Source organism: Proteiniphilum sp. X52 (assembly GCF_003712195.1).
Taxonomy (GTDB): domain Bacteria; phylum Bacteroidota; class Bacteroidia; order Bacteroidales; family Dysgonomonadaceae; genus Proteiniphilum.
Map to the genome: position 1 here is coordinate 175,169 of NZ_RDSD01000001.1, position 24,559 is coordinate 199,727.

The window sequence follows — 24,559 nt, forward strand, 5'->3', positions numbered from 1 at the left end:
TATGACTACGAAGATTTCCGTCCCTGTTGTATTACTGCTCTTATTATTTTCGACAGGTGCTTTTGCCGATGACCGTCAGGCGCATGCGAAAACCGTAAGGGAAATGGTCTGGGCCTGGGATAAACCCGAGTTCAAACAGTATGAATTACCGGCCGGTTATGAAAACGAATCGGCTGTTATTCTTGCCCGCCATCAGCATATAGAAGCGACCAGCAAAAACCGGTTCAGGATGAATGCCCTTCTGTTTGGGGATATCAACCGTGAGCTATATTATACCAATATCGACAGACGGATGGTTAAGATAAACGGTCTGTCGGCTTTGACTGAATTTTCGGAATTGTCCTTCAGGGAAGAAACCAAAATGAGTGGACATATGCGCTCGAACAGACTTCGGACAATTGTCGGTGCAAGGGTGATCAAACCGGATGGCAGCACGATAGAAGTTGCCGTTGATGAAGAAGCGGTTGCCATGACGGAAGGAAAAAAAGAGAAAGAGATGCTCAAGAAAGTGGCTATTCCAGGCTTACAAGTGGGTGACATTCTGGATTACTTTGTTTGTGATGAGATGGAACTCGAGACCTATAACGTTCCCCCGGAGATATTTGCCTTTTTCGGACAATATCCCGTATTAAAATATTCTATCCATTGCGAATTCGGGAATAAACTCACTGTGGAATACCGTTCTGTCAACGGCGCTCCTGAAATGAGACAGACCATTGATGCCGATAACAATTATATACTCGACACCGAAGCGGAGAATCTTATGAAAGTACGGGCGCTGGATGATACGCGCTGGATTTCGCCTTACAGGAGCCTTCCCATGATTCGTATGTATGTGCTGAATAACGCTTCCAAATTGATATTTAAATCGCCCAATGCCCGTGCCGGCGGAGTGTATGAAAACTTGCCTTATGATGAATATCTGAATGATTCCAAAACTTTTCTGGCGGCCCAGGAAAAGCAAATGTTCTGGATGAAGGAAATCGATAAGAAAGTTAAAAAGACCGTATTGGCCTACAAGGACAAACACCCGTCGATGAGTGATGACGAACTGGCGGTATTGTTGTATGACGCGTTACGTTTTCATTGGCCGAACGATTATGCCAATTATCCGAGGTTGAAGTTTGTTGTCAGGTTGCAACAACTCTTTAAAGAACATGATGTGCCGCACAAACTTCTGTTCGTTACCAGCCGGTTCGGCCCCGGAAAAGACGCAGTGGTCTCGGATGACGATATTTTTGCCGGTTTGTTGGCGAATGATCGCCAACTCTTCTTTTTCGTCAATGGATACAGATATGCCGGAGAAATCCCGCCCCCCTATCAAGGGGAGGCCGCTTCCACGGTTGAGGTGGTGAAATATGCCATGAATAAGAAGTACGGGATAGAAGGCAGTGCGGGGCAATATGAAATTCCGGAGTCAAAAGCAGGCGATAATCGTTTAAACTCCAAGATTGAGGTGAGTTTCCCGGTCGATAATCCGTTACAGTTAAACGTGAAGCGCGATCTCAAATGCACGGGTAGTATGAAAGAAGACTATTGGCCGTTGGTGATTTATGAAGATTGGGATAGAGAAATGAGGGAAAAGCTTGGTATAGGACAAACATTGATGGAAGAGTTGCAGGAAAATAAATCGACCCGTAAGCGTGTGGATGAATATGTCTCGGCGTTGGAGAACCGCAGGGAGAATCAAAAAGAGAATGTCGAACTGGAGCTTACAGCCTATCATGGACAAAAACCGGATAAGATAACAGATTATTCACTCAATGCGATCGGTGTGACCGCTGACCGTCCCGCACTGGATTATACGGTATCTTACACATTAGACGGATTGGTGAAGAGCGCGGGGAGCAACCTCATCCTCGAAATAGGCAGGCTGATAGGGCAGCATTGGGAACCTGACGAGCTGGATGAAAAACGTAATATCGAAGCATATCTCCCGACTGCCATGCGTTTGGATTATGAAATTGAGATAGCGATACCCGAAGGATATGCCGTTGAGGAGTTGGATGCATTGACTTCTGCATATTCAAACGATTGCGGCGGATTTCAATCCGGTTATAAGTTGGAGGGAAACAGGTTAGTCGTGACGGTAAATAAGCTGTATGAGAAATCTTATGTGCCGGTCGACAAATGGGGTGAAATGCTTCTGATCGCCAAGAGAACAAACGATTTCCAGGCAAAAACAATTATTCTCAAAAAGTTATAACACGGGTTTTTACCGTGTTTTGATTACATAATGTTTACGCTTATTTTTCCACTCTTTACTGGCGGAAAGAGTCGGAATAAGATGAAATTGTTAGCAACCCGTTATTTTACTATTCACTAGTAGTGATGACCAGTTCTTTGCCCCGTGCCAATTGGTCGTGTCGAATAAACCATCCGTCTATGGTTTCGTTGCCATATCTGATCTGTTGTATCTTCTTTCCGTTGCCCTCCTTCCTGATGGTAAATTCCCTGCCTTCACCCAAAGAAAATTTCACCTCGTCGAACAGGGGAACAGAGATGATATATTCCGGATCGGCTGGTGAATAGGTATACAGCCCGATGGCGTTGAACACGTACCATGCCGACATCTCACCCGCGTCGTCCATGCCCGCATAAGCCAGTTTCTCGGCGCCCATATCGTAGAAACGATCCATGATACTGTCCAGCACGCATTGCGCTTTCTCCTGCCTGTCGATAAAATAATAGGTGTAGGGTATCGAGTGGGAGGGCTGGTTACCGTGGCAATAATTACCGATAAAACCGGTCATATTATGTGCTTCATATCCCCTCCAGGGCTCGGTAAAGAGAGAGTCGAGTTCCTGATCCACTGCCTCATGAGACGGGTACAATGCAATCATTCCTTCCGGATCGTGTGGTGCGAAGAAGAGTGACTGCCAAGCATTTGCTTCCCGGTACATATAGGCGAAATAGGGATAGTAGGGATCGAAGTCCTCAATCCAGTTTCCGTTGTCGATCTTTCCACGCCAAAACCCGGTGGATGGGTCAAACAGGTTCTTATAATTGTAGGAACGTTCCATCAGTAACGTGTAATGCTCTTCATCGCCCAGTTCCCTGGCGATCAAAGCCGTCGCGTAATCATCATACGCATATTCCACTGTTTTGGTAACAGCAGCCTTGTATTCATCCCATGTGGGCACGTTGGTGGTGTCTTTTTCCGCAATCCAGCCCCGTTCAATGTATTCGTCCAGATAAGGCCTTCCACCACGTCCGGGTACAGTAGCATTCTTCAGCAACAGCTTATAAGCACGTTCCAGATCGAAATCGGTGATGCCGCGAAGATAACTGCCCGCCACGAATACCGAGGCGTGGTCGCCGTGAAAGAAGGTCGGCATATAACCGCCTCTTTTCTCCCCTTTGTCGGTAATCGATTTGATGATATCAGCGGTCACATCGGGTGATAACATAGCCAGTAGTACTAACTTGTTGCGATAGTCGTCCCAGAACGAGGGATTGGTGTAATAACGGAATCCTTCATTGACGACTTCTCCTGTTTCATCCGTGAAATCCCCGTTTATATCACTGCGCAGGGCGGGCCAGAGGAATGAGCGATAGAGGGTAGAGTAGAAGATCCCTTTTTCACGCTCGCTACCACCTGATACTTTGATCTTCGACAGCAAACTGTTCCACTCTTTGTCGGCCTCTTCACGGACCTGTTCGAAACTTTTATTCAGCATCTCCTCTTCCAAGTTCATCTTTGCATTTTCGATGCTGACAAAGGAGAATCCTATTTTGAGTTCCAGCGGGTCTTTCTGACGGTTTTCTCCGAAATTTACCAGTGAAATTTCATGCTGATCGTCTTTTACCTGTTGGATATCCTCTACCGGATAATTGGATACTGCATAGAAATACATTTTTCCTTCGGCATCCTGAAAACCGGAAAAAGTATACTCATCTACCTTTTGGATGCTCCACTCCTTTACCCGATTATTGGAACGGTTCATATCGGCAATCAGCTTTTTGTCTTCACCCTGGGGATAGGTATACCGGTGAAATCCGCAACGCAGGGTAGTAGTCAGTTCCACGTCGATACTATATGTTTCGAGGAATACCTGATAGTAGCCCGGGTGAGCCGATTCGTTATCATGACTGAAAGCGGAGGCATAATTTCCGGGAGCAATCTCTCCGGTCACCGGTAACAGGGGAATATGCAACAGATTCCAGTGCCCTTTATTGGTATGTGAAAAACCATAGATCACTGTATCCTCATACTGATAGCCCGCTCCGCTCCGGAACTGGGTGACGGGACTCAACTGCACCATGGCGTTGGGCAGGGAACTTCCGGGAAAGACCTCGGCCCCCCAGGTACGCACATCCCAGGTACGTACATATCCCAGATCCTCCGGTTCCCATAGGGTGGCTGTACCCAAGAAAGGGTTCACATAATCGGTGAGAGGTTTCTCTGGAGTACTTGTGCAACCGAATAAAACGATCGACAGGAGAATAATGGGTGAAATTAGTTTCATCTTGTTGCTGAAGGTGAGGAAATAAGTGATCATAAATGAATGACAACATCAAAGTTAGTCAAAAATTAATTTATTTTTGAAATGCTTATCGGTAAAATCCAGATAATCCAGATAACATTTCCACTCATATCCCGTCACATCGTGTTCGCACTTTTTGTGCCTAAACGGATTCTCTGTATTCCCTTTCACCTCAAAATCCAATGCGATCTGAAGGCCTCTATCAAAAGAACAAATTTCGTCCGCCGAATCTTCATTTTTCCACTTTTTGAGAAAACGGGGTTTGCAGAGTGGCTCAAATTTAAAAGTTAAAATTTTAAAGTTTTTTCAATTGGAAGGGGATATTTTTTTTATCGGGTCGTCTTTTATAGACAACAGTTGGGTATTTTTTTCGGAAAATTGCTTATGAGTGCTTGATAATTAGGAAATGCATTTTTTTAAGCAATCAAGGCAATTTGATGATTATGTGGCTGTTAAATAGAGATTTGCAGAACTGCGGATAAAAAAGTAGGGGGTCTAAATCGTTCACCCAAATGAACCGTGTTTTTGTGTCTTAAAGACCAGCAAGGATTATTCTGATCAATATAATTTAAATACGCATGCCTATGAGATAGATAAAAAAAGCGCCGATAATAACTAAAAAAGTCGAACGATACCACGAATACCGTTCGACGGGGGTAATTTAATTTTCTTAGTTCAATAATAATTAAATCATACAAATATATGAATACGCATTCGATTGAGAAAACAAAATCTCTCAATTATTACAAATATATTCTAAAAATCATGAGGATAACCGTATTTTTTCTCTGTTTTAGTATCATGTTTTCTCATGCGGCCATAAGTCATTCACAGGAAGTGATGCTTTCCTTGAATTTAAAAGCGACAACAATAAAGGAAGCCTGCAAGGAGATTGAAAAACAAACCGGATTCGTATTTGTCTTTGCTGACAACACGGAAGCGGCAACGGTTAAAAAAGTAGACATACAAGTGAATAATGAATCCATCACCGCCATAATGGACAAACTACTCTCCAACACCGACCTTACTTATAAGATATTGGATAAACAGGTTGTCATTTTGCATGGGAAAGCAAGTTCTGTCAATAGCACTGCTTCAACCTCCGTTTCAAGGGTAAATCAACAACGCTCTATCGAGGTGAGGGGGATTGTGCAAGATACTGAAGGCTCCCCCTTGCCGGGCGTGACAATTGTCGTGGAAGGATCGTCCAGGGGAGTGATTACCGATAACGACGGTGTTTACAGGATTGACGTCCAGCCCACCGATAAATTGGTCTTCACTTTTGTGGGGTTGGAATCCCAAACCATCGAAGTCGACAACAGGCGCGCGATCGATGTCGTTATGCGGGAAAAGACAGATGAGTTGCAAGAGGTGACTATTGTCGCATATGGCAAGCAAAGGAAAGAGAGTGTGATCGGGGCAATATCGGGACTCTCTGTGGATGATATAAAAATGCCGGCGGGAAAGTTGAGTACCGCGCTGGCCGGCCAGATTGCCGGCATCGTTTCCGTGCAGAGCACGGGAGAGCCCGGTTCTTCTTCGAACTTCTGGATTCGAGGTATTAGTACTTTCGGTGACTATAACAAGCCATTGATCCTTGTCGATGGAATAGAGAGGGATTTAGATTTGGTAGACTCGGATGATATCGAATCTTTCTCTATTCTAAAAGACGCGACAGCCACTGCGGTATATGGAGTGAGAGGCGCCAACGGAATTGTGCTGATAACAACCAAAAAGGGGAAGGAAAGTACCAAACCAGCTATCCAGGCGAAATTAGAATATGGCTATTCCAACCCGGTGAAACTGCCCAAGCTGGCGAATGCGGCGCAATGGATCGATTTTTATAACGACGTGAACTATGATATATCCGGTTTTTATCCCATCTCCGCGGAGGAAAAAGAGAAGTACCTGGATGGATCGGATCCTGATTTGTATCCCAATGTGGATTGGATGAAGGAAGTATTCAAGGAGGCGACTCCCAATTCCCGGGCTTCCGTGAGTGTGACCGGCGGAAGCAATATCTTCAAATATTATGTTTCCGGGAATTTTTATAGGGAAGAGGGTATGTATGCCCCGATAAAAAACGATATTTATGATAATTCAGTGGCATTTAATAGGTTTAGTTTCCGCTCCAATATCGATGTGAGTATCACGAAATCCACCCTGCTTACCTTGAATCTGGCGAATCAATATGATACCAGAAACCGCCTGGGAGCTAATCATACCGATCTCTGGACAGGAGTCCTTCAAACGCCGGCAATCTCTTATCCTACCATATACTCCGATGGAAGCTATGCACGGATGAAGCCGTCCAATTCCCGGAATCCATACTATGACCTTAATTTTACCGGTTATTCACGCGATACTTGGTTCAACTCGCAATCCTTGATCAGCCTTACCCAGGACTTCTCCGATATAATCACGCCCGGCTTGACAGCAAATGTGAAGTTTTCTTGGGATGCGCAGAGCGCAAATGTCATTGATCAACGGAAAACACCCAGTACCTATTTTGCCCTAGGGCGCGATGAAGAAGGCTATTTGATTTTTGAAGAAACCAGGACAGGGAGTGATTACCTGCAATTAAACCGCACCAATAGCGGATGGAAGGCTACAGACTTTGAGGCCTCTGTCATCTATGACCGGGTCTTTAATCACCACCGTGTAGGATCTATGTTCCTGTTTAGCATGAGGCAACATACCAACGATTTTCCGGCGGACTTCATAGCAGCTATACCTAATAGAAATACCGGTATCGCGGGTCGCGCCACCTATTCGTTTAAGGATCGATATTTTATTGAAGGGAACTTTGGGTACAACGGATCTGAAAACTTCGCACCAAAACACAGGTTCGGGTTTTTCCCCTCCGTTGCCGTAGGTTATCTGGTAAGCAATGAAGATTATTTTCAATCATTGGTGTCGACAATACATCTTTTAAAATTAAAGACTTCTTATGGCATTATCGGGAACGATCAGATTGGGGGAGATCGCCGGTTTGCATTTAATACCGAGATGAACGGGGATGCCGAGGGTTGGATTTTCGGCAGTTCCGGGCAAGCCTCATACACCGGTATTACAACGGGTCATCCCGGAAATCCGAATGTGGCATGGGAGGAAGCTAAGAAATTCAATTGCGGGCTTGAAATAGGCCTTTTCAATTCTTTAAGACTCGATTTGGATTATTTCTTTGAAAGGCGCGATGGCATATATATCCAACAAGAGAGCGTTCCCTCGATAGTGGGGAATAATGTAAAGCAATATGTCAACTTGGGGAAAATGCAAAATCAGGGCTTCGATTCTTCCTTGGAGTTTTACAAATCATTTGGCGATCTGTTTGTATCTACCCGGGGAAATTTCACCTTTAACCGCAACAAGAAATTGTATGATGACAAGCCGACACCCACGTGGGCTTACCAGGAAGAGGTAAATACACCCCATCTCCAACAAAGGGGATTAATTGCTTTGGGTCTTTTCGAGTCGGAGGAAGAAATAGCCACCAGCCCCAGCCAGTCCGCGTTTGGAAAAGCAAGAGTGGGAGATATCAAATACAAGGATATCAATGGGGACGGCGTAATTGACCAATTCGATTTTATTCCTATCGGTTATTCATCCATACCCGAAATAAGTTATGGTTTTGGCCCCAGCATCAGTTATAAAGGATTTGATGTTTCGGCATTCTTCCAGGGGGTTGCCAATGTGACAAAGTTTATCGAGGGTAACAGCATTTTTGGTTCAAGTGGCAATCTCCTTATTTCAGGACAAATATTCTCAGAGGTGGCCGATAAGAGGTGGACGCTCCGGGATCCAAATCCTCAGGCGGAATTTCCAAGATTATCAGTGGATATTAACCATAATAACAGGCAACGCTCCACCTACTGGCAGCGTGACATGAGTTTTCTCAGACTCAAAAATGTCGAGCTCGGCTATACCCTGCCCAAAAAGGTTACCGAAAGGTTTGACATAAAAACTATAAGGTTCTATGTGACGGGAGTGAATCTCCTGACCTTTAGCCGTTTTAAGATGTGGGATCCCGAGTCGGGGGGGACCACAGGCGGATCGTATCCCATGATGAAATCACTCAATTTAGGATTAAATATAAACTTTTAAATCATGATGACAAAGTCAATTAAATATACCATCCTTTCGGTAGTGGCATGCAGCATGCTGGTATCCTGCAGTAATTACCTGGATGTAAATCTACAGGGTAACCAGCTCACTATGGAAGAGACATTCTCAAAAAGAGCCACTGCTGAAAGGTACTTGGCGCATGTCTATTCTTATCTGTCTACCGGATTTGACATTTTGAACGGAGACTATAGTGTGGTATCCAGAAGTGACGAAGCGTTATTGTCCTATACCTACGGAGCATGGAATAATTTCAGACAGGGGGCCTTTGGAGTGTCGAGCAATGATTATCATATTTGGGCCTCAAGGTATCAGGGTATAAGCCAGGCAACTATCTTTATGGATAATATTCTCAATGTGGAGGATCTGAGTGCTGAACAGAAAGTAATCATGAAGGCTGAGGCCCGTTTCTTGAGGGCTTATTACTATTTTACCCTTTTAAGGCAGTATGGACCCGTATATGTATGGGGCGATCAAATGCCGGATCAGTTTATCGACGCCGAAACAGTCGACAGGCACACCGTTGAACAGAATGTGGACTTTATTCTCTCTGAATATGACAAGGCCATCTGGGATTTACCCGAGCAAAGAACATCCACTTCCGAATACGGGCGTATTACGAAAGGAACGGCCATGGCAGCCAAGGCGGAATTGTTGCTGTATGCGGCCCGTCCTCTGTTCAATGGCTGCGCGTTGTACCGGGGTGAGATGATGAACTTGTATGGCGACTATTTGTTTCCTCAAACGCCCGATCCGAATAAATGGGATTTGGCGGCCAAGGCGGCTAAAGAGGTCATAGACTTGAAGATGTATGACCTGTATAATTATCCCGGTGTGGTGGACCCGTTTGAAAAGGCGATGCGCTCGTATATGGGAGTGTTTTTCGAAAAATGGAACAATGAGGTCATCTGGGGAAAATGGGCATCTGCCACTGAATATGGCGGTTTTTACCAAAGAGCCCTGCCCAGGACGTCAAGACTGCTCGGTGGAGGAAACTCGGGAACCGGAGCCTCCTTGAAATTGGTGGATACCTATCCTATGGCTTCCACAGGAAGATACCCTGTTACCGGCTATGATGGAGTAAGGCCGATCGTCGATCGATTATCCGGCTATGAAGCAACGGGTTTTACCGACAACTGGACACACCCGCTGGACAAATTCGCCACTTTTAAAGCCCACAACAGCCTGAAAGGGAGAGATGCCCGTTTCTATACATCGGTATTGGCCAACGGCATGTACTGGATTGAAAATTCCTTCCAAGGAACCATTCAATTGACATTTTTTAATGGGGGAACCGCCTCTTACTATTCTTCTCAGGAATGCCTGAAAAGCGGATTCTTATGGAGAAGGTTTAGTGATCCCGGGGCTGATGTGGGGAAATATGCCTATGGCAATATTGTGTGGCCTTACTACCGGTTGGCCGAAATCTATTTGAACTATGCGGAAGCATGTAATGAAAAGCCCGACAGGGACGAGGCCGAAGCATTGAAATATATGAATCTGGTACGTGCCCGAAGCGGTCTGAATAAGATTGAGGAAGCCTATCCGGAAGTGATCGGGAACCAAACTTTATTAAGAGAACTATTGCGGAAAGAGCGGATGGTGGAGTTGGCTTTTGAAGGCAAACGGTACTATGACGTGAGGACTTGGATGATTGCAGAGCAGGAGTTTAATTATCGTCCTCACACCTTGAATCTGGCCGCGACCAATTATGAAGATTCCTGGGAACGGGTGGATGACATGTTCGAACCCGGAAGACTGGTGTTTGAACCCAAGCACTATTTTCTTCCGATACATGAAAATCAACAGGCCGAGATGCGCAATATTACGCAGAATTATGGATGGTAATAAAGTTACATCGACAAGAAAAAATATAATAATTGTATGAAGAATAATATAAGACAAATCAGCTTTAGCCTGGTTATCGCATCATTCCTTGGCATTCTCGTGCTTTCATGTGAAGACTACCGGATGAATAAAATGGTGGACGACCAGATCTATTTCTTGGAATTCGGCTTTGTCGCGAAAAATATTCCAACCCTCGAGAAATCCACCCTTGAATTGTATGTGATAAAAAGTGGAGTAGGACAACAGGGCGCGGAGGTGTACCTTGACATCGATCCGGATGCGTTGGCGGAGTATAATGCGGAAAACAGCACCTCTTACATGGTGTTGCCTCCGGAATATTATACACTGAAATCCAATAAACTGGTATTCCCGAAAGAGGGTTATAAGGACTTTTTTCAATTTGATCTTGATACCGATCGGATCAGTGCCTTGCAGGAGGACGGCGATACCTATGTGATACCATGCCGGTTAAGGGTGGAAAATTCTTCCATCGCATTTTCCAGCCCGGAGAGGGCAATCCTGCTGGTGTCTCCCGTAGTCATTGAGCCTTATGTGGAGTTTGTAAAGCAGATGGATAGCATGGAGTATCCATTCTCGGTTGAAACGGTGGGCTATCACTTCGAACTACGTAAGACCTATGACTGGTCCGAAGAGGTCAGGGTAGAGATAGATCTCGACGAGGCGTTGATTGACGAGTATAATGCCGCGAACAACACCTCTTATACGCTATTGCCATCCGCCGTAATTGACAACATGACACCACCCTTTACGGCCGTGATACCGGGTAATGGGACTACTGTGAATTACCACCTCAATCTTGTGAAGGAGGGATTCCGGGATAGCAAAGGAAACTTCCTGTTTGGTGAGTTTATGTTGCCATTACGCATCACCGGTGTGTCGGCTAACAAGATCAATGAACGTAAATCGGTGTTCTTGTTGCAAGTCTCCTTTTCGCCCACAATATTGAATCCATTGGAACGTTGGGCCAAATTCAATGTGGGTGAATTGAACACCTTTGCCACAGGCGATGAGAAAACAGCGAGTGGCATGCTCTACCAGTATGGAAGAAACATACCGCTTCCTCCCACAGGTAATATACCCATCGTAAGAGGTGTCACGTCTCCCACGGATCCGGGCACGTGGACCAACACCAACACCCTTCTCCTCCAACCGGGTAGCGCGGCCGGGAATGCCAACTGGTATTCCGAGGTAAGGACCGATCTGGATAGCTGGAAGAAGGTGGTGGCAGAGACAAACACGGCCAGCGGAGTACCTTCCACATACTTCGGCAGTAACGGTGGAGACCCTTGCCCTGCCGGGTGGCGTGTTCCAAAGATCAATGAATCCTATTCAATGATCTATGGAGGGACTGTCAATTTCGTGACATTGACTGCGGCGAATGACGTGAGAGAGAATAATATCGATCTGTTGGGGAATAACCAGGTGGCTGATTATACGGCCGATTATAAGAAGATAGATGCCACCACCGTGGTTGCCCTCCGGTTCAAAAACACGGTTTACGCCTCAGCTTTCCGTTACAAGCTGGTCGATTATCCCACAGCCGGATCCGCACATATAGAGATTACAGCCAAGTTGGTGCCCAACAGTGTTACCATTGGCGATGTGGAAACCTTCACAGGAAGCGATTGGGCCGACGCGGAGATTCGCTATATTCCTATCGTCGGATATCGGTTACATGCGAATGGCGCCGTTAATAGTTTGGCAAATTCCGGAAAAGAGACCTACTTCTGGGTGGATCAGGTGACTTCCCACACCCAGACCATTTCGCATGGATTCGTCGGCTGGAATGCATCCAATCTTCAATTCGGAACAGGTATGCCTCGATATCGGAATACGGCAATTTGTGTTCGTTGCATTAAAGATGATAAATAAATTGGCATATAATGGATATTCTATTGATTAAGGAATAAGATTGCTGATAATCAGGCATCTAAAATCTTATTCGATATGAACTCCAATGTATGATTATAAAATAAGAAACTGTTTTGAATTTTACGAGTAATTATTTTACGCTTATTTTTCCGCTCTTTCATATTGTTTTTTGCCCTTTTTTGCGCCTTTGAACTTTCATTTCTTTTAAGTAGCCCGCTACATTTCAATAAATGAAAATCCAAATCCATCAAAAAATGGCTAAAAAACAATGGATGAAAAAATTCAAAACAGCTTCTAAGCAATCAAGTAACAATAGAATGTTAAACAGAAGAGATTTTTTGAAGACAGCCGCCGCTACCGGGGTAGGATTGGCGGTAGCTACAGAACAGGTTTTCCCGCGTTCCTCCCGTAAAACACCCACACCCAAAGCAAAAGAAAACGTGTCTATTGCCGTGATAGGGGTGGGTAACAGGGGGAGGCATCTGCTGAGGCTTGCCGCCGTACAGCCTGGTGTGAAGATTGGAGCAATATGCGATGTCAATCCCAAAGCCATTGAGGAAGCGCAAAAGGTATTGGCCCAAAACGGTTACCAAGCGGGGAGTGTGCCCGTATACACAGGCGGTGAATATGCTTATCGCGACCTGTTGAAACGGGATGACATTGATGGCGTGATCGTGGCCACAAACTGGGACTGGCATATGCCCGTGGCCCTTGATACGATGCGTGCAAACAAATATCTGGGCCTGGAAGTGCCGGGAGCAAGAACCGTTGAAGAGTGTTGGGAGTTAGTCAATACCCACGAAGAGACAGGAACGAATATGATGCTATTGGAGAACTGCTGTTATGACAGGGAGTGTATGGCTGTGTTGAAAATGTTGAGAGAAGGCATTTTCGGTATTCCCATGCATGCCACGTGCGGTTACAGGCATTCTGCGTGGGGAAGCCCCAAATGGCTCCAGCCTGTGGATGTCAAGACCACCACAGAACATTTCGTGAAGTATGCGGCCTTGCGCAATGCCGATCAATATCCGACGCATGGCATAGGACCGGTGGCCAATTGGCTCGATATCAACTGTGGTAACCGCTTTTTGTATTTGACTTCGGTGGCAACCAAGGCCAAGACAATTAACGAGTATGTCAAGAATCATCCCCAGGGAGGCCCTGACCATCCCAATGCCAGTTATAATTTCAAACAGGGAGATATTGTAACAACAACCATCAAGACCTATAGAGGTGAGACGATCATTGTCAACTACGACAATTATCTCCCCCGCCCCTATTCGAGAGACTACTCCCTGCAGGGCACTAACGGGATCTGGGAAGGATTATACAGGTCGAGAGGCATTTATATTGAAGGCAAATCGCCCAAACATCATCAATGGGAAAAGGGTGATGAGTACGATAAATACATGAAGGAATACGATCACCCTGTATGGAAGGATCATTACGAAAAAGCCCAGAATGCCGGGCATGGAGGAATTGATTATTTTACCATTAAAGATTTTGTGACTTGTGTGAAAGGCAATCTCTATCCGCCTATTGATGTGTACGACGCCGCTACCTGGAGTGTGATCATTCCGTTGTCGGAAAGATCCATCGCCAACGGCAGCACCCCTGAATTTTTCCCCGATTTCACGCGAGGAAAATGGGAAACAAGAGAGCCTTATTTTGGCGTGTAGCCATCCATTCCTCAGGCAACAAGGCTAATTTAATTTAGCCATTGTTGCCTGAGATTTGGGAATAATCATAATAACAACGAGAAGAGAGGATGAAAGGAAAATGGATTTATTATTGCCTGTTTTTTATCGGCGCGCTGGTTTGGTCGTGCGGTGATGCGGAAGTGATTGACAACACCAATCCCAAAGAAGAGGAAGGGGAAAAAGTGGTTGACGAGCAAATTCCTGTTCCGTTCGATTACAGGGGTGTGGATAATAGGCCTCATTTGACAGGCAATTCATATACGCAAGAAGAGAAAAATGAATTGAAAAGAAAATTTGAGGAGCAGATGAGCAAGGCAAAGACGGTACGGGGTAAAGTGGCTACTGCGGGATTGTTTCTGTTGGCGGAATTTGACTATTGTATCCCCTATGCGTTTCCTATCTGGCATCATACCAACCCCGACGTTGATCCCGAATATAGATATTTTGGCATGTTCATGGAAAAGGGGTTGTTCCTCGATGAAATTCATCATAACGGACTTGTATACAAGCCTTGGGGGGCTTCTTATCCTTCCGGTCCGGTACGCCCTCATTGGCCTAATGTGAAAAATATGGGGGAAACGGTGGACAATGGCTTTACCTGCTCGCAATACGTGGGCTGGGCCTTGATCAATGCGGGGATTACAAAATATGGAAACCAGGAACTGTATAGCAAATGGGCTGGAGATCTCAGGGTATATCCCGGAAGCCAGGAAGTCTCCTTGAAAAGGGGCTACAGGGATATACGGCCGGGCGATTTAATCGGTTTCGAGGGACACATCGCGCTGGTAGTGGCCGTGGTGGAAGACAAGTATGTTATTTTTGGCAGTGCCGACGGTGGTGGAGATGTGAACTGGCGCGGACATGGTGTCAGGTGGCACATGTTTAACCGGGAGACCACGAATTATGACACTTTCCAATATAAATTTTTGATAAAAATGGCAGGGGTCTATAAAGATTAGCTATTGTGCACCCACAGCGGGCGCATAAGCGTTTCCGTTGGGGACAGCGAGGTTATTAAAACGATAATTTGATGCGGGATACAATAATTGCAGCGTCTTTAGGGCTATTCCTGGTCATTTTTGGGGTATCTTCTCAGAACAAATGGACCATTGACGATATTCTAAGAACCGAACAGCTTGTTTTCTCGGAAATATCTCCTGACGGAAAATATGTCTTCTATCAGACAGGAACAACCGGTGGCGGTTATCCTGCCGTGCCGTCAAAATTCTATGCTGTACGTATTGACAACGAACATACCGTCGAGTTAAATATGCCCAACACTGTTCCTTCGGTAAATCCCAAGGCAGGCATATACCAATGGTCCCCCGATTCAAAACAGATATCCTATTTGGCCAGATCGGAGAAAAACAATGGATCCATACAGGTATGGGCTATGATGCCCGACGGAGGGGAGCCCCGCCAACTTACGCGTCATGACGGCGATATCAGCGCGTACGCATGGTCTCCCGACGCATCCCGGTTATTATGTGTGACCAACGAACCGGCTTCCCCCGAGGAGATGGCATATAAGAAGGAATGGGGTGTGGTGCTCTCTCCGGAAGAGAAGATTTGGCCGCAGAAGAAGGTGCTATGGATGGTGGATCTCAAGAACAGCGAGACCCATAAACTGACTGATGCCTTGATTTTGTCAAACACCCCCCAATGGTCGCCCGACGGACGCACCATCGCTTTCCTTTGCCGCAAGACCATGGAGGAAGCTCCCCAATTGTGTGCCATTGACGCGAACGGCAATAAAACACTCGCGTTTTTGACCGAGTCAGAGGATGGAGTTCGTTTCTTTGCTTGGGCGCCTGATGGAAACAATATTGCCTATGTCGTCGCAGGAATGGAGACCCCCGATTATGTCAATTATCACGACGGGGCTTCTCTACTCCCGGGAAAAATATGGCTGCATGACGTAGCAGGGAGGGCTTCTAAGCTGTTGACACAGGATCCGTTCCCTCAATTGGGTAGTCTCAAATGGTCGAGAGACGGCAAGCAACTCGTTTTTACTGCCCAAGACCCTGAAACGGCCGATTTCACCATCTATAACCGCTATATTCCACTCAGGTTGCATGTGCTGTCAATAAGCACAGGGGCGACGAAAGTGATCTCCAGGGATGCTCATCTTTTCCGTGGAGGTGAGAGCATCACCTGGTCTGCCGATAACAGGGAGGTGTGGTTTACGAATGGAGAGGGTGTGGGCTATAACCTGTTTGCCGCTGACGTGGCCACAGGGGAGTTACGCCACGTCACCAGGGGCAAAAAATGTGTGAGCCAGGTTACTTTTGACAAGGATTTCAAAAGGGTTGCTTTTATCTGGCAGGACATCAATACGAAACCCGATATATACACCACAGACTTGACCCTTTGGCGGCCCAAGCGCGTTTCAGATCTCAATCCCTGGGTGGAAAATTATGAGCAAGAGCAAGGGGAAATCATTACCTACAATAATGAAGGATGGGAAATTGAGGCTTTACTTATTAAACCGGCAGACTTTGATCCGAATAAGAAATATCCGCTGTTATTGATTACGCATGGTGGTCCCAATTGGCATAAGCTGAATGAATGGTTGCCCGATTGGGAGCAATATCCCTTGAAAGCCTATTCCTCGGCTGGTTATGTGATGCTGTTCCCCAATTTCCGGGGGAGTGCCAATTATGGTACGGAGTTTATAAAAGTAACCCATCACGACCTGGGAAGGATGGATTTCAGGGACGCCATGCGCGGCGTGGACTATTTGATAGACCAGGGATTTATAGATGAGGAGAGGATGGGAGTTTGCGGTTGGAGCTACGGGGGATTCCTAACTCCATCCATCATCACGCAAACCACTCGCTTCAAGGCAGCGCAATTCGGAGCCGGATTGCCGAGTATCGAGGGCATGTATGCCGGTCTTTGGACAGTGGAAAGGATATTGCACAGGGCGTTCGATGCGCGTCCTTGGGAAAATGGGGCGATGCATATTCAATATTCACCTCTTTACCATGCCCATAAAGTGAGAACCCCCACCTTGATACAGCATGGAGAAAAGGATCCGGCGTGTCCGGTAGGAGGGGCCGTACTGTTTTATAAGGCGTTGAAATCGTATGGAATTCCTGCGGTTTTGGAAATATACCCCGGAATGGGGCATAGCATAACAGACCCTCTTTTATATAAAAGAATTCTGACTAAAAACCTTGAATGGTTCAATAAATGGTTGAAAAATGACACGACAACCTCATTTGAGGATCTATATCCAACAGGAGGGGTCGCTGATGAAACATGAATCCCGCGGACATCCTCCATGCGGGACGCCCGGACCAGTGCCGGGGCGTGGTCGCGGGAATGATGAACCGGAGCTTGAGGGAGATCCTTGCGGGCAAGACACCGATGACGAATGGGGTGGAGGGGGTAAATCTGGGAATAACCACCCGCGAACAAAAAGAAATATGGCAAACAACAATATGATGAAAAAAAAGATGGTATGCCTGGCAATCGTGTTTCTGTCCATGGGGCTTGTGGCGCGCGTGTCGGGTGAGAATGAACTGATAGTCCTCAATACGGAGAACCTCTCGCTGGTCATGGAAGTGGACGACAGGGGCGTGTTGCTGCACCGCTATTTTGGAAAGAGGTTGCAGGATCCCTCCCCGTTCCTGTCAAAAACACTTTACCGTACGGATGAGTACGGGACGAGGAACGAGGCCTACTCCACCATGGGCGGGAAGAACTTCAGGGAGCCGGCTCTGAGGGTAACCCACCACGACGGGGACCTGAACACGGAGTTGAGGTATGCAAGATCGGAACGCATGATTGACCACGATAAGAACAGATCGGAACTGGTTATCCACCTGGAGGATACCAAACACCCATTCCGGGTGAAGCTGGTCTACAGGGCCTACCGTGCGGAGGACACCTTCACCATGCACGCCGAGATTGAAAACGGCGAGGAAGGGGAGGTGGTGCTGGGCAACTACTACTCGTTCTACCTGCCGGTGGAGGCTCGCGGCTATTGGTTGACCCACTTTCACGGGATTGCCACCACCGAGATGTCGGTGGTGGAGGCGAGGCTCACCCCGGGGATGAAGACCATACAGAGCCGGAAGGGGCTCCGCTCGACCCACAGCGAGAACCCCTCGTTCCTGCTCTCCCTGGATGGCCCGTTGCGGGAGAACGGAGGGGAGGTGATCGCGGGGGCGTTGGCTTGGGGAGGCAACTACAGGATCAACTTCGATCTCGACGAGTTCGGCACGCTGAACATCTCGGCCGGGATCAACCCCTACGCCTCGGAATATCGCCTCTCACCGGAGGAAACTTTTGTTACCCCCGAAATGGTGTTTACCTACAGTGCCCGCGGGGCGGGCGACGCGAGCCGGAACCTGCACGACTGGGCTAGGAAGGACGGGCTCTATGATCCCGCGGCCATCCGACCCGTCGTGCTGAACAGCTGGGAGGGGGTCTACTTCGACTTCGATGAAAAAGTGCTCAGGGAGATGATAGACGGTGCCGCCGCGCTGGGTATCGAGATGTTCGTCCTCGATGATGGCTGGTTTGGCAACAACTATCCCAGGAACAGCGCCGCGGCGGGCCTGGGCGACTGGCAAGTGAATAAGGACAAGCTCCCGGGAGGGATAGACGCGCTGGCAAGGTATGCCGAAAGCAAGGGCGTGAAGTTTGGGATATGGATCGAACCGGAGATGGTCAACCCGCGGAGCGATCTGGCGAACAGACATCCGGAGTGGATCGTGAAGGCCGGAGGACGGGAAGTGCCTACCCGCAGGAACCAGTGGGTACTGGACATGACCAACCCGGAGGTGCAGGACTTTGTGTTCGACACCTTCGACAGCGTTTTGAAGCTCTCCGACAGGATATCCTATGTCAAGTGGGATGCCAACAGGCATATCGAGTCGGTGGGGTCGGCCTGGCTTCCCCCGGAGAGGCAGTCGCACTTCTGGGTCGACTATACGCGGGGGCTCTACAAGGTGTACGAGAGGATCAGGGAGAAATATCCGGATATCATCATCCAGGCATGCTCTTCCGGCGGGGGACGGGTGGATTACGGGTCGTTGAAGTACCATCAGGACTTCTGGACGAGCGACAACACCGACGCCTTCAGCAGGGCCTTCATACAGTACGGCACCAACCTTGTATACCCCGCCATAGCCACCGGGGCGCACTTCTCGCACGTGCCCAACAGGCACACCCGCAGGATAATCCCCGCCAAGTTCAGGATGGACATGGCCATGACGGGCAGGCTTGGCTTTGAGATGAAGCTGGCGGACCTGACCTCGGATGAAGCTGCCCCCATCAAGAAGGCCATCGCCCAATACAAGCAGGTGAGGGATATCATACAGTTCGGAGACCTCTACAGGATCGTCTCTCCGTATGACGAATCGGGTTACTACGCGCTGATGTACGTGAGCAAGGACAAGAAAAGGGCACTCTTCTTCGCCTTCTGCCTCGACTACAAGGGCTACCTCTCGACCGTCAACTTCAAGCTGAACGGCTTGGATGGGGATACGAGCTACCGGATAAGGGAACTGAACAATGAAAAGCCCGCTTTCTGGGCCGAAGGGAGGAACATCGACGGGGATTTCCTGATGAAGGAAGGGATCAACCCCAACCTGCAGAACATCTACCAGAGCATGGTACTCTACCTCGAGGCATCACAGGATGGCAGTAAGCCGGAAGAAAAAGGAAAGCAGCAAACATCCACAGCGACAGTTATTCATACAGAGGAATTTTAATATTGAGAGACCGCCTGTATACCCTGAAAAGCCGGACTCATCTGAATGAGTCTGACTTTTCGTCCTGTTTTAATGCAAGTTTCCAATAATCAACGCTATTTGTGCTCCCAGAGAGTACAAATTCCTACTCTTTGTTGAAAGATTTACGATCTGTTAACCAATTAAAGGACAGTCCATACCAGTATGATTTAGAAGAAAATCAACCCAAAGGGAAACAGTCTCAAATCACAACAACGGTTCGAAGATGAAAAAGGTGAGAATAAAATCAGATCAAAACTAAGATTTCCTGTAAAATGATCCACAAAATATTTGCAGGTTATAATTTTATAACCTATATTTGTGGTGTGAAAAAATAATAGTTATGCCTACGCTTTTAATATTATTCGGATTAAGATTCTATTTCTACACGCGTGATCATGAGCCATTCATATTCCCGTAAAGAGTAGCGATGGAGAGGCGAATTTTGAAATTGAAGAGGATCTCCGGTTAGTATACAATAACGGGCTGAAACCAAAAGATGTGAAACTTGCCGAAAGTATTCTCGAGGAGAACAAGGAGAATTTTATGAAGGAATGGAAAAGGGTTTTCGGCGAATAATCCCCGGAAATCAGGATTAAAACAAGTATTACTATGAAAGTTGAAAAATTATGGTTTGAAGGTGAAAAAATTTTCATCCTTACTGATGACGGAAGGGAACTGTGGCAATCGCTGTTATGGTACCCGCGGTTACTGAATGCAACCCCGGGACAACGCCAGAATTACGAAATAGACAACTCCGGCATACGTTGGGAAGATGTGGACGAAGATATGTCGCTGGACAGCTTTCTCTATGATGATCCGGAACCTGTAGGAGTTGCAAGGATTTTCCGCAAACATCCCGAACTGAATGTATCGGCGATTGCCCGGCGCCTGGGGATGAAACAAAGCCTTTTGGCTGCTTATATAAGCGGAAATAAAAAGCCTTCAAAAGAACGGGAGAAGGAAATTATAAATGTCGTGAAGCAGGTAGGGAAGGAACTGATTGAGGCCTGACCCAGAGAGAGGAACGTTTAGTTGTCTAATAATATACTGCAGCGCCATCATCATACCTAATGTCATAGATCCATTCATTACAGAATAGGAGGCAATAAATGATATCATCCCATTTTTTGTATGATCAATAAAGGCGCACCCACTTCTTGAACTTGATGAATGGTTAAACTTTTAATATTAATACCATATAATTTTACTTGACTTTTCTCCCATTTCCAACGTTTGAAGGTGAAAAAGTTGTCGAAGTCAGGTGGCAGCTCTTTTTTTGCAAGCAGTAATTTTTTGTGATTTTTTTCAGTTCACCCGTGAGGGTTTTTTGTTTTCCCGCGTCTTATTCTCGTAAGCGGATAAAAAGACCGCTTCACTGTATTTTTAAACAAACTAACCGTTAATTTAAAAAAGTTATGAAAAAGATTGTATTGGCGTTGGCCATGGTGGCCATGGTTGGAGCCGTGAGCGCTCAGGGATTGTCTTTAGGGATTAAAGGCGGAGTAAACATGTCGAATCTTTCCGGTAAAGAGGTGAAAGACTCCAAGATGAAGTTAGGTTTTAACGTGGGTATGGCAGTTGATTATGAGTTTGAATCCAATATGGCTATCCAGTCGGGATTGTATTTTATTAAAAAGGGAGCGAAACTGTCATCCATAAAAATAGACCAGAAAGTGGGAGAGATCCAGCTTTCGGGCACGGTGGATAAAACAGTCAATGCCATGTATTTGCAGGTTCCCTTGCATCTTGCCTATAAAATAGATGTGAGCCCCGAGGCGCGCCTTGTGTTGCATGCCGGTCCCTACGCGGCTTACGGAATAGGAGGCAAAATAAGCGGCAAGTCCACCGTGAAAGCTCCCGGCAATGTGCCGGCAGATAAAAAAGCAGCCGTCGAGGCTGCCCTTAAGGAGATAAATGCCTCGACAACCGGTGTGAAGACTTTTGATAAAAAAATGGGGTACAAGCCTTTCGATGCCGGTGTCGGCATAGGGTTGGGCGCCGAATTCGGTTCTTTCCTTGTTGATTTGGGATGGGACATGGGCTTGCTCAATATTTCGAGGAATAAGGGGGTTAACGTAAAAAACCAAAATGCGTACCTCTCAGTAGGTTTCAAATTTTAAGAACACCTGTTTAAACAGAGATCATAAAAGGAGCTGTCTCAAAACGAGACGGCTCTTTTTTTATATCAAGCAGCCCAAGGTAATTTTTCTCTAACCGGATTTTGCTTTGTGCGTCTCTGTTCTTCTGGAAGATACCGTTTACAACCACTTCGCTTATCTGCACTGTTGACGGAGCCAAAGTCAGGTTGCGCGTTTGATCAGCAGTTAGTTCCCTTGTCAATTGTGACCTGCTTCGACTCCATGCCCACAAATGAGAATGTCAGGACTCTCCTCCCTGTCGGAATCTTAATGGCACAGTTACCGTTTATATCAGTAACTTCACCTCTCTTATACCGGAACATGGCCGCTTGAGACTTCGGTGGTGACAGCCGTTTTCCTCTTTCCAACGCCTGGAGTCATGATTTTCAACTCTCTTCCCCCGTTACGTTTGTTCTTTTACTGGCCGTGATTGCTAATTTCTTTTGGAAATTTATCGGCCACTAAATTTAATCTGATATTGTGTTCTAAATAGGCTTTCATTCCGTCTAAAACCGTTGTGAAACCGCCTGTATTGTCTTTAATTGCCTGAATTAAATCGTCCCCCGTTTCTTTGAAGCCGTAATTTTTGATTACAACGTAAGTCGTTTCGTCTGTCAGTGCCCTAAACTCGAAATCCACTGTCGTTGGAGGGTTGTCCCATTCAATCGAAATTTTCTCGTGAGGTATGATTTCTTTTACCCGCACTTTACTTGAAACATTATACATTTCCCATTCCCATTTTACGGTTTTTCCTGTTTCTAACTTTCCGCTTGATTTTGTAAACCAAAAGTTGGTTGTAATTGTCGGGTCAATAAATGCCTGAAAAACGTGTGAAACAGGTTTTCTAATAAGCATTTGTGCTTCTACTGTCGGTCTGTTATTTGCCATTCTATTGTTTTTAAAAGTTCAAATTCCCGTTTTAGTCCGGTTGTTTTTGGCAGTCTCGGCTATATAAAAAGCCCTTTCTGTTTGTCTTCTGATTTGGTTAACAGGCTGATACCATGATGCCAGGTGATTTGTGCAAGTGCCGCTTGCACAAATTCATTTTTAGATTGTGCAAGGACTTTGTTGCAACGGTATGAAAAATAGGGGTTATTGGTATATTTTTGTATTTGCAAACTAAAAATGTAGATACCAATGAGTACCTTTCCAACCACCCCGCACAAAGATAAATATAAAATAAGGAATTGGAAAGAATATAATCGGAGTTTATGCAACAGGAGACGTTTGACTTTATGGATAAATGATTCGGTACTGGACGAATGGGAAAAGTTTCCCGAGAGCACGCTTCCGTACTACTCTTATTAACCCTTAATCATGATCGTTGGTGATATATATCTTGTTCTCCTGTTTTTCGTATTTGGTAGATGTCAATAGAGTGACGGTTGTCATTACATTATCCAGATTATCCGATAAGTAAATCTTTCCCGTACAGCTCCGTTTCTGGAGGTTTATGTCATTGTTGAAATCGAATGAGAGGTTGTAATATTTGCCGATCTGTTGGAGCACTTCAGTCATCGGTGTCTTGTCGAAAGAGAAATAGCCGTCTTTCCAACTGATAAACTGAGCCACATCGACCATTTCCGTGTTGAAGACACCTTCGGAGTAAGTGGCCTTTTCACTGGGCTTAATAAATAACTCCTTATTTCCTTTCATTTGCAAGCTGATACTTCCTTCCACCAGCACCACAGATTGGGGTGAGCCTGAATAGTTGGTGATATTGAATTTGGTGCCATGCACCCTTATGTTGAGATTGCCTGTTTGCACATGGAATGGTTTCTCCTCATCGTGCGTCACCTCTATATACATCTCTCCGGAAGCCAGTCGTATCCCCCGACTATTACCGACGAACCGGGCCGGAAACTCGAGTACCGATCCGGAGTTGAGCCAGATCTTGCTGCCATCGGTGAGGGTGACGGTGGAGCGCTTGCCATACGGAACGACCAACGAATTGAGCTCATCCTGGGTTATCTTGATTTTGCTGCTCTCCCGATTGCCTTGCATGATTTCGGCGGTACCTTCTTTATTCAAGGTGACATCCACGTCATCCTGAAACAAAAGGGTTTCCCCGCTAGTGATAAATTGAATATCCTGATTGTTCAGGAGCTCTCCCACAATCAGTTCCCTGTCGGAATCGGAGTGAAGCACCGATTCCCGTAACGGAGAAAACAACATTATGCCGATGACGAGTAACGCAATTGCGGCCGCGGAAGTAGATGCGTACAGGATAAGCCTGCGTTGTGCAACCTTTTTCTTTCGACGGACACTCTTTTGAATTCTTTTGAATAATGCTATCCGTTCATTTTGGGTTAAAGGGCTTTCATTTAATCCTTTTGTTCTTAAGTAGGTGATTGCCTTTTGCAACTCTTCCTCCAATTCCGGATGCTGTTTGAAGAACCGTACCCAATAGTCGTTCAGTGCTTCATCCGGCATCAGTTGCCATTGAATGAACTGTCTGTCTTTCAAAAGATCCGTATAACTCGTGTAAATATCATCCGTCTTCATTCGGGTATCTATTTTCTTGTGCCAAAAGGACTCCTTTTCATATGCTTATTATACTATTAAGACGATTCCAACTTTTATTTGTCCCCCTGATGCTGATAAAATCTTTAAAATTAACATTA

At 46.2% G+C, this 24,559-nt stretch carries 15 protein-coding genes; 12 read left to right on the forward strand and 3 right to left on the reverse strand.

Annotation, left to right across the window (positions count from 1 at the left end):
• The first annotated feature begins 1 nt into the window (after position 1).
• Complete coding sequence (locus D7D25_RS00535) at positions 2–2,206, forward strand: DUF3857 domain-containing protein (protein ID WP_122967026.1); 2,205 nt, start codon at positions 2–4, stop codon at positions 2,204–2,206.
• Between the two features lie 109 nt (positions 2,207–2,315).
• Here the strand turns inward: D7D25_RS00535 and D7D25_RS00540 are convergent, their stop codons facing one another.
• Positions 2,316–4,469: a GH92 family glycosyl hydrolase gene (locus tag D7D25_RS00540; RefSeq protein ID WP_122967338.1), complete on the reverse strand. Its 2,154-nt coding sequence runs from the start codon at positions 4,467–4,469 to the stop codon at positions 2,316–2,318.
• A gap of 783 nt (positions 4,470–5,252) precedes the next feature.
• Between D7D25_RS00540 and D7D25_RS00550 the strand changes: the two genes are divergently transcribed.
• From D7D25_RS00550 to D7D25_RS00600, 11 genes are all read left to right on the forward strand, one after another.
• Positions 5,253–8,591 (forward strand): TonB-dependent receptor, encoded by a 3,339-nt coding sequence (locus D7D25_RS00550; protein ID WP_255417116.1) that lies wholly within the window; start codon positions 5,253–5,255, stop codon positions 8,589–8,591.
• Between the two features lie 3 nt (positions 8,592–8,594).
• The gene (locus D7D25_RS00555; RefSeq protein WP_122967028.1) at positions 8,595–10,457 is read left to right on the forward strand and encodes a RagB/SusD family nutrient uptake outer membrane protein; all 1,863 of its coding nucleotides are present in this window, start codon (positions 8,595–8,597) and stop codon (positions 10,455–10,457) included.
• Between the two features lie 36 nt (positions 10,458–10,493).
• On the forward strand, positions 10,494–12,350 hold the full coding sequence (locus D7D25_RS00560; protein WP_122967029.1) for a DUF1735 domain-containing protein: 1,857 nt from the start codon (positions 10,494–10,496) through the stop codon (positions 12,348–12,350).
• Between the two features lie 317 nt (positions 12,351–12,667).
• Positions 12,668–14,029: a Gfo/Idh/MocA family oxidoreductase gene (locus D7D25_RS00570; protein WP_122967340.1), complete on the forward strand. Its 1,362-nt coding sequence runs from the start codon at positions 12,668–12,670 to the stop codon at positions 14,027–14,029.
• Positions 14,030–14,118: 89 nt separating this feature from the next.
• Positions 14,119–15,009, forward strand: coding sequence for a hypothetical protein (locus D7D25_RS00575; protein WP_122967031.1), 891 nt, complete (start codon positions 14,119–14,121; stop codon positions 15,007–15,009).
• A gap of 71 nt (positions 15,010–15,080) precedes the next feature.
• On the forward strand, positions 15,081–17,318 hold the full coding sequence (locus D7D25_RS00580) for a S9 family peptidase (RefSeq protein WP_122967032.1): 2,238 nt from the start codon (positions 15,081–15,083) through the stop codon (positions 17,316–17,318).
• Positions 17,315–17,500: a hypothetical protein gene (locus tag D7D25_RS17810; protein WP_148038816.1), complete on the forward strand. Its 186-nt coding sequence runs from the start codon at positions 17,315–17,317 to the stop codon at positions 17,498–17,500. The genes D7D25_RS00580 and D7D25_RS17810 overlap by 4 nt, the downstream gene beginning before the upstream one ends.
• Positions 17,482–19,776: an alpha-galactosidase gene (locus D7D25_RS00585; protein ID WP_255417117.1), complete on the forward strand. Its 2,295-nt coding sequence runs from the start codon at positions 17,482–17,484 to the stop codon at positions 19,774–19,776. Before D7D25_RS17810 ends, D7D25_RS00585 begins: the two co-directional genes overlap by 19 nt.
• Positions 19,777–20,244: 468 nt before the next feature.
• Positions 20,245–20,373 carry a DUF4160 domain-containing protein gene (locus D7D25_RS18705; RefSeq protein WP_370453815.1) on the forward strand — a complete coding sequence of 43 codons (129 nt, stop codon included), beginning with the start codon at positions 20,245–20,247 and terminating at the stop codon, positions 20,371–20,373.
• A 33-nt stretch (positions 20,374–20,406) separates the two neighbouring features.
• Positions 20,407–20,808: a DUF2442 domain-containing protein gene (locus D7D25_RS00595; protein WP_122967033.1), complete on the forward strand. Its 402-nt coding sequence runs from the start codon at positions 20,407–20,409 to the stop codon at positions 20,806–20,808.
• Between the two features lie 404 nt (positions 20,809–21,212).
• Positions 21,213–21,917 (forward strand): porin family protein, encoded by a 705-nt coding sequence (locus tag D7D25_RS00600; protein WP_122967034.1) that lies wholly within the window; start codon positions 21,213–21,215, stop codon positions 21,915–21,917.
• Between the two features lie 435 nt (positions 21,918–22,352).
• On the opposite strand, the gene D7D25_RS00610 is transcribed toward D7D25_RS00600, so the two are convergent.
• Together D7D25_RS00610 and D7D25_RS00615 are read right to left on the reverse strand one after the other, a co-directional pair.
• Positions 22,353–22,823 (reverse strand): SRPBCC family protein, encoded by a 471-nt coding sequence (locus D7D25_RS00610; RefSeq protein ID WP_255417118.1) that lies wholly within the window; start codon positions 22,821–22,823, stop codon positions 22,353–22,355.
• 423 nt (positions 22,824–23,246) lie between these two features.
• Positions 23,247–24,440, reverse strand: a complete 1,194-nt coding sequence (locus tag D7D25_RS00615; protein WP_122967036.1) for a FecR family protein — start codon at positions 24,438–24,440, stop codon at positions 23,247–23,249.
• Positions 24,441–24,559: the final 119 nt, after the last annotated feature.

Bases quoted from the DNA above. Each gene is read 5' to 3' on its own strand.
- D7D25_RS00535 (WP_122967026.1), top strand. From the start codon at position 2: ATGACTACGAAGATTTCCGTCCCTGTTGTATTACTGCTCTTATTATTT.
- D7D25_RS00540 (WP_122967338.1), bottom strand. From the start codon at position 4,469: ATGAAACTAATTTCACCCATTATTCTCCTGTCGATCGTTTTATTCGGT.
- D7D25_RS00550 (WP_255417116.1), top strand. From the start codon at position 5,253: ATGAGGATAACCGTATTTTTTCTCTGTTTTAGTATCATGTTTTCTCAT.
- D7D25_RS00555 (WP_122967028.1), top strand. From the start codon at position 8,595: ATGATGACAAAGTCAATTAAATATACCATCCTTTCGGTAGTGGCATGC.
- D7D25_RS00560 (WP_122967029.1), top strand. From the start codon at position 10,494: ATGAAGAATAATATAAGACAAATCAGCTTTAGCCTGGTTATCGCATCA.
- D7D25_RS00570 (WP_122967340.1), top strand. From the start codon at position 12,668: ATGTTAAACAGAAGAGATTTTTTGAAGACAGCCGCCGCTACCGGGGTA.
- D7D25_RS00575 (WP_122967031.1), top strand. From the start codon at position 14,119: ATGAAAGGAAAATGGATTTATTATTGCCTGTTTTTTATCGGCGCGCTG.
- D7D25_RS00580 (WP_122967032.1), top strand. From the start codon at position 15,081: ATGCGGGATACAATAATTGCAGCGTCTTTAGGGCTATTCCTGGTCATT.
- D7D25_RS17810 (WP_148038816.1), top strand. From the start codon at position 17,315: ATGAATCCCGCGGACATCCTCCATGCGGGACGCCCGGACCAGTGCCGG.
- D7D25_RS00585 (WP_255417117.1), top strand. From the start codon at position 17,482: ATGGCAAACAACAATATGATGAAAAAAAAGATGGTATGCCTGGCAATC.
- D7D25_RS00595 (WP_122967033.1), top strand. From the start codon at position 20,407: ATGAAAGTTGAAAAATTATGGTTTGAAGGTGAAAAAATTTTCATCCTT.
- D7D25_RS00600 (WP_122967034.1), top strand. From the start codon at position 21,213: ATGAAAAAGATTGTATTGGCGTTGGCCATGGTGGCCATGGTTGGAGCC.
- D7D25_RS00610 (WP_255417118.1), bottom strand. From the start codon at position 22,823: ATGGCAAATAACAGACCGACAGTAGAAGCACAAATGCTTATTAGAAAA.
- D7D25_RS00615 (WP_122967036.1), bottom strand. From the start codon at position 24,440: ATGAAGACGGATGATATTTACACGAGTTATACGGATCTTTTGAAAGAC.